We start from the raw sequence: 5,981 nt of genomic DNA on the forward strand, positions 1-5,981 counted from the left end.
ACACAGAATTCGGGATGGTCTCAATCCGTACACATAAACTTGGGAGATTTTAATTACGCAGCCTGACGATAATAATCAAACCACACCTGTCTTGGCGATTTATAGCCCAAGCCCTTTTGAATCCTTGTTTGGTTGTAGTACAGCTCGATGTATCTAATGATATCGTTGATCGCTGTAAATCTAGTCTTATAATCCTGGTGATATACCAGCTCATTCTTTAAGACGCCCCAGAAGCTTTCTATTGGAGCATTGTCGAAGCAATTACCTTTAGCGCTCATTGAACCTGTAAACTGATGCTGCTTAACGATCTTGTGGTAGGCATGGCTGCAATACTGGCTGCCTCTGTCAGAGTGAACGATTAGCCCTTTGCTGGGTCGTTTATTTTTAATTGCCATATTGAGTGCACGGCATACTAAGTCAGCAGTCATGCGTTTGTTGATCGCATAACCAACAAGCTCTTTGGTATATAAGTCTTTGACCCCTGCTAAGTACAGCCAACCCTCATTCGTCCAGATATAGGTGATGTCGCTTACCCATGCTTGGTTAGGGCGACTGGTGTCAAACTTCTGATCGAGCACGTTTGGATAGACCAGTTTGTTGTGATTGGAGTCAGTGGTGACTTTAAAGCGCTTATGACTACGACATTTAATGCCGTGTTGCTCTTTGATGCTTCTTACCATATACAGGCTAATGTTATGGCCTTGCTCGCTTAGATGAGCATGCAGTCGATCTGCGCCATAACGTTCTTTCGTTTCATTGTGAGCCGCTTTAACCAGTAATTCAGACTGGTTGCGATGTATCTGTTGGTCGCTGAGATCACGACTTAGCCAGTCGTAATAGCTTGATGGCTTAACCCTTAACACACGGCACATAGTGGTGATGCGAAAGAGGAACTGGTTGTCTTTGATAAAGGCGTACCTGACTAACTGTTTCTCGCGAAGTACGCCGTCGCCAACTCGAGCATAGCTCTCATCTTGCGTCGGGGCGAAGCAGTGCTTCGCTTTATCCCTCCTCATTTAGTATTTCGCGTTCCTCTTCAGCCACTTTGAGCTGCCGCTTGAGCTGCTTTATTTCTTGAAGAGCACTCATAAGATCAGGATCGTATTGCTCTGTGCCGATAAGCTTGCCTTGATTGGCTTTGTTATGCCAATTTGATAGCGTTTGCATGGCAATGCCAAGCTGCTTTGCAGTGGCTGAGATATTGCCATTATTGTCTGATATCTTCTTGACGGCCTCGGCTTTAAATTCGTCACTGTAGGTTCTTACTTTCTTGGTCATGATAAACTCCGATTAATACGCTTAGTTTACCAAGTTTACCTCTACGGTTTCTTCAGCATAGCTCAAAAGCATTGACTCGAAATTACGAGCTAGTTTCTCGTATCTTGTTGCAATACTACGAAACTGCTTTAACCTTGCGAACATATTTTCTACCAAATGGCGTAATTTATACAGGTAGCTATCAAAATCAGGATTGGGCTGTTTAGCATTTTTCCTCTTTGGTATAACAGGTTTCATGCTATGCTCACGAGCCTTGTCTCTGATACTATCAGAATCATAACCTTTATCAGCAATCAAGTAATCAGCTTTATCAACCAACTCAATTAACTCTGGTGCAGCCTGACTGTCGTGGACTTCACCCCCAGTGATTTTAAAATTGAGCGGATATCCATTGGCATCACAACATAAATGAATTTTTGTAGTTCGTCCACCGTGGCTTTGTCCAATTGCTCGAGGCTCACCAATCCTAGCTCCACACGCATGTTGATGACACCGTATGTAGCTTCCATCAATGAAAACCCACTCCGTATCAATTTCTTTTCGTAGGCTAAAAAAAAACGCTCCCATAACCCATTTTCTGACCATCGGTTAAAACGGTTATAGGCAGTTTTCCACGACACAAGTTCTTCGGGTATGTCTCTCCATGGAGCGCCTGTTCTGAGTTTCCAAATTATGGCTTCCATAATAGTGCGAGTATTTTTAGTTATATAACAACCGTGCTGCTTCATAACTTCTTGTAGTTGTTGCCATAATTCGTCAGTTAGTACTATTCTGGCCATCGTCTCTAGACTCAAAATTATTTATTATGAGCTTATTTTGGTGTTTTTTCACTTTTTTGAATTAGGGACACACCCTATTTACTTAGTAATTTATTATCGTTTAAAACTTTATAGTACCCATCGAGCTCTTTAATGATTTTATGTGCCATCTTACCGTTATGAATTTGTTCCCATGGTTCAGTTTTGGACCACCAATCATGTGGTTCAAAATTATACCAAGCGCACCAATAACCGCCCTTTGATTTATCTTCTTCTGCCTTTATATTTTCACTAGCAATGCCATTGCTAGCCTTACACTCAGCCAGAATTTTCTCATAATATTCATGGTCTTGGCTTACATCCTCATTAGCTATAAAAATACCTAGGTAAGGGCAATTAAAAACCGTTCCCCCAAAACCTAAACAAAATTCCAGAACACTTTCTTTGATATTAAATATAATTTGCTCTTCTCGGTTAACACCTTTTAGGTCGGTTTTAATCATTGAATAAGGTTTGCTTTTTTCTTCAATAATTGTGATTAGATCACGCTGTAACTTCTCAACGAGTTGCTTTTTCATTTCATGAGTACTTAAAGCTATTTTGATAGAGCTAGCAACACTCTCTTCGCTAAACGACATAACCTCTAATATCGACTTTGACTCATTCATATCCTCTATCCCCATAAACTGCTTTTGAATAAATTTAATTAGCTGTGCAAGAAACTCGCAAACGCTATGATTCTGACATTCGACTTGGCATGCTTTTAGCCAACCTAATAATTCGCTAAAACGAAGATGCGTAAATCTTTTCTTATCTGTTAAAGCTTTCAAATCATCAGCTTTGATACTATATTCACTTGGTCCGTTAACAGATTCATTCAGATATGCTAAATGCCAAGCTTTAGGATGTCTTTTTTCAAGCTCCTCGGCATAATCCTTTAACTGTTCAAACTGGTCTGCCGCATAAGGTTTGTTTTCAATACAAACACCGTAACTGTTATCACCCACCTGACATTGTAGATAAATATCCATACGGCGTAGGCTATTATTTCTTGATGTAACTTGCTCAACAAAAACCTTTGTTTTATCAATACTATCAAGAAAAACCTGCCATTCTGGAGCTTTGTACATATCAGGTAGGCAATGCTCAATAAATAATCTTAAAAAGGTTTCTTGCTGGGCATGACTACCTTGTGGATCAAGCAAAGACGCTAAGATACGACTAAGCCCCAACTCATCGGTATTGATATAGTCAAAAGTATTAAAATCTGGTGAAAGCTGACGACTATAGAGTGCTTGCGCTGTCTCTAAAGCTTGGATTTTTTGACTCACTTCATTTATTAAGGTTTGGACTTCGCTCACAATTACGCTTCCTTATCATTTATTAATAGCTATTTAGTACATAGTATTTTACTAATGCTCATAAAGCTCCAGTCCACTCTTTAAACGCTCAAGAATCACTGTTTTAAGCTCATTTGGTTCTATCACCACTGCCAGCTGCGACATACTCACCAACCAATCTTGCAGACGAAGCGTATTGGCAACAGTGGCACTTACTTGATTCCAAGTATCATCGACAGCCGTAATGGTTTGATCTTGCGATAATGGACGTTCAAATAGATGCTGACAGGCATATTTCTGCACCCTTAAAACCAGTTTTATCTGGACACTATCAGTAGGTTCTAACTTACCTAATTTATTCAAGTTATCTAATGAAAAAATATCTCGCCCTACCCAGTCAGGTACTTGCTTATCTATGGCTACTGCTTCAGTGATACGATTGACTGCAAAGTTACGATGCGCTTTTAACAGTACGTCATCATCGATATGATCATCAGTAGGATTAAAGCCTGTGAGGTAGATCATATTGTCAATAAAGATAAGCCCTTTAGGATAGATGACTCTTTCAGCAGAACTGCCATGCCATTTATTTTGATAGCTTATTTTAAGTTGCAGTCTATTTAACAGAGCTTGGTGAATGCTTGCAATCACATCATTTTTAAGCGTCGGTGCCTGTACTATGCTCGGTAAGGTAATGAGATAATCTTGCCATTGTCCTAGCTTACTTTGATGGAAGTTATTTTTATTCTGCCGGCCTAATTGGGTGAGCTTATCTGTAATACTTTGCTTAAAAGATGCTGGTAAATAGTTTGCGGTATATTTATCAAGCATCTCCCAAAAGAACACCGTTTGCTCATTGATAATATCAATACTAAAGCTCGGCTCAATAAAAAATCGTGCTGTCTGTCCGCTAATATTCTGCCCCCATGCTGGCACTCTCACTAATGCATTACTATAAAAAATATCGTTAAAAATTTGGTTTAAGGCAATCAGATCATTCTCTAAGTTTTTACGTTCATTAGCGAAATTATCTGAATCATCACCATAACCAACCATAAGCTCTGTTAATGACATAGCATCAGCTTCACTCCGAGGCAGACATTGATATAAAGCAAATAGACGTGTTGACTTTGTATAGCTTGCGGTTGGGTGCGTGGGCATATCGGTTTCTCAGTTAAATCGTTCAATGGTAAGTTTATAGCTTCATTACTAAAACAATGGTTCAATCAAAACGAACCAAGATCGCGGTGCCATTATCATAAGCATTGCCATCTGAATCATAAACTTGGCCCTTCAGAGCGATTAGCCAATCCTGTAAATCAGTCTCCGCACTGACAGGTTGCCATTGCTGACTTGGCACTAAGTCATGAATACCATCCGTACAAACCAAGAGACAGTCGCCACCATCAATATCCATCGTTCGAGAGATGCTCTCTGGTGCTTCACTGCTTGTATAACTGTCATCAGTGGTCAATGCAAAGCATTCAGTAATGCTATATAAGCTCCCCGCCATCCCTTCTCGGTTATATTCTGTAAACTCTGCTTGGCGACCTTGCTCCTGTGCCTGCTGGTCGATGAGTTCATTTAGCAGATTATGATCGCGTGTCAGACACTGCCATTGAGCCGCGCCTTTGGGCAGCCAGTAGACACGACTGTCACCTACATGCGTTATCGTTACTTTTATTATTCCATCACTATTTAGCTCTCCAACAATCATCGCGAGGGTTGCTGCCGCGCCATGACGCTTATATGAATGCTTGGTTTGATTAACCAGCTGATGAATAGCATCGGCCGTTGGCTTTGTATTATGACTCCACAACCGACTAATCGCTTTTACCACCGCCTTTGAGCAATTTTGTGAGTGGCTGGAACTTGCCACACCGTCAGATGCTGCTAAACAAAATGGTGATGCAAACGATGTCACTGCCATCACGCCTAAGTCTTCTTGATACCAGTTATCTAAAAAGAAAAAAGCATCTTGTTGCAGGTTATTAGCAGCATTACCTTGAAAGGTAATTGCGCAGGCTTGTGCTAATGCTCCAATAGAAGGGTCATACTCATTACTCAAAGCAGCTGTCATATTAATTCGCTCATTACTTGTGACTATTACGTAAGTATAATGAACTACTTAATAATTTATTTTCTAGGTTATGTATTATTCTAAATTCAATTGTTCGTTTCAATAATTATGATTAATTGTTAGGCGAGTTATTTTACAAGGACTATGAACGTATATTATATAGAATAAATCATATACCAACTTTTGTCAGTATATAGAAATTGGGCGAACTCTATTGCTTAGGTGTTAATATCATCATTTTTTGGGATGTGCTATTATTAGCCTCAATAGAATAAAGAACTGTATGTTTAGCATAACCTAGCAAAAAAAAGTACTACTAAGTCAAATCAGGAATGACTTAGCAGCGCTTTTAAGGTTTTACGAAATACTCAGGTGGTATGTGTGATATTGGAGTTTGAAGAAGCTATGGCTGATTTAAAACAAGCATGGCAAGCCAGCCTTGAAGCTGAAGAGAAGTTTAAAACTATACTAACTAGGTTTCTATAATGAATAAGCACTTAAATATTTTGGTGGTGTTCTAAAAAG

The 5,981-nt window shown here is 39.6% G+C and carries 4 protein-coding genes and 1 pseudogene; all 5 read right to left on the reverse strand.

All coding sequences use genetic code 11. The features are described 5' to 3' along the window. Nucleotides 1–53: 53 nt before the first annotated feature. Nucleotides 54–1,278: pseudogene (locus B3R91_RS01990) on the reverse strand (IS3 family transposase). Nucleotides 1,279–1,299: 21 nt separating this feature from the next. After that, a protein-coding gene (locus B3R91_RS01995; protein ID WP_414707489.1) for an IS5 family transposase occupies nucleotides 1,300–2,057 on the reverse strand; the annotation gives its coding sequence in 2 pieces (ribosomal slippage) (nucleotides 1,300–1,856 and nucleotides 1,856–2,057; 759 coding nt in all). Nucleotides 2,058–2,131: 74 nt separating this feature from the next. Beyond that, on the reverse strand, nucleotides 2,132–3,397 hold the full coding sequence (locus B3R91_RS02000; RefSeq protein WP_286796245.1) for a PD-(D/E)XK nuclease family protein: 1,266 nt from the start codon (nucleotides 3,395–3,397) through the stop codon (nucleotides 2,132–2,134). Between the two features lie 51 nt (nucleotides 3,398–3,448). Then, the gene (locus B3R91_RS02005; RefSeq protein WP_286796246.1) at nucleotides 3,449–4,537 is read right to left on the reverse strand and encodes a helix-turn-helix transcriptional regulator; all 1,089 of its coding nucleotides are present in this window, start codon (nucleotides 4,535–4,537) and stop codon (nucleotides 3,449–3,451) included. Between the two features lie 61 nt (nucleotides 4,538–4,598). Beyond that, nucleotides 4,599–5,456, reverse strand: coding sequence for a PP2C family protein-serine/threonine phosphatase (locus tag B3R91_RS02010; RefSeq protein ID WP_286796249.1), 858 nt, complete (start codon nucleotides 5,454–5,456; stop codon nucleotides 4,599–4,601). Nucleotides 5,457–5,981: the final 525 nt, after the last annotated feature.

This window comes from Psychrobacter sp. UBA6291 (assembly GCF_002439405.1).
Lineage (GTDB): Bacteria > Pseudomonadota > Gammaproteobacteria > Pseudomonadales > Moraxellaceae > Psychrobacter > Psychrobacter faecalis.

Coding starts and splice junctions, on each gene's coding strand:
- B3R91_RS02005 (WP_286796246.1), bottom strand. CDS start 4,537: ATGCCCACGCACCCAACCGCAAGCTATACAAAGTCAACACGTCTATTT.
- B3R91_RS02010 (WP_286796249.1), bottom strand. CDS start 5,456: ATGACAGCTGCTTTGAGTAATGAGTATGACCCTTCTATTGGAGCATTA.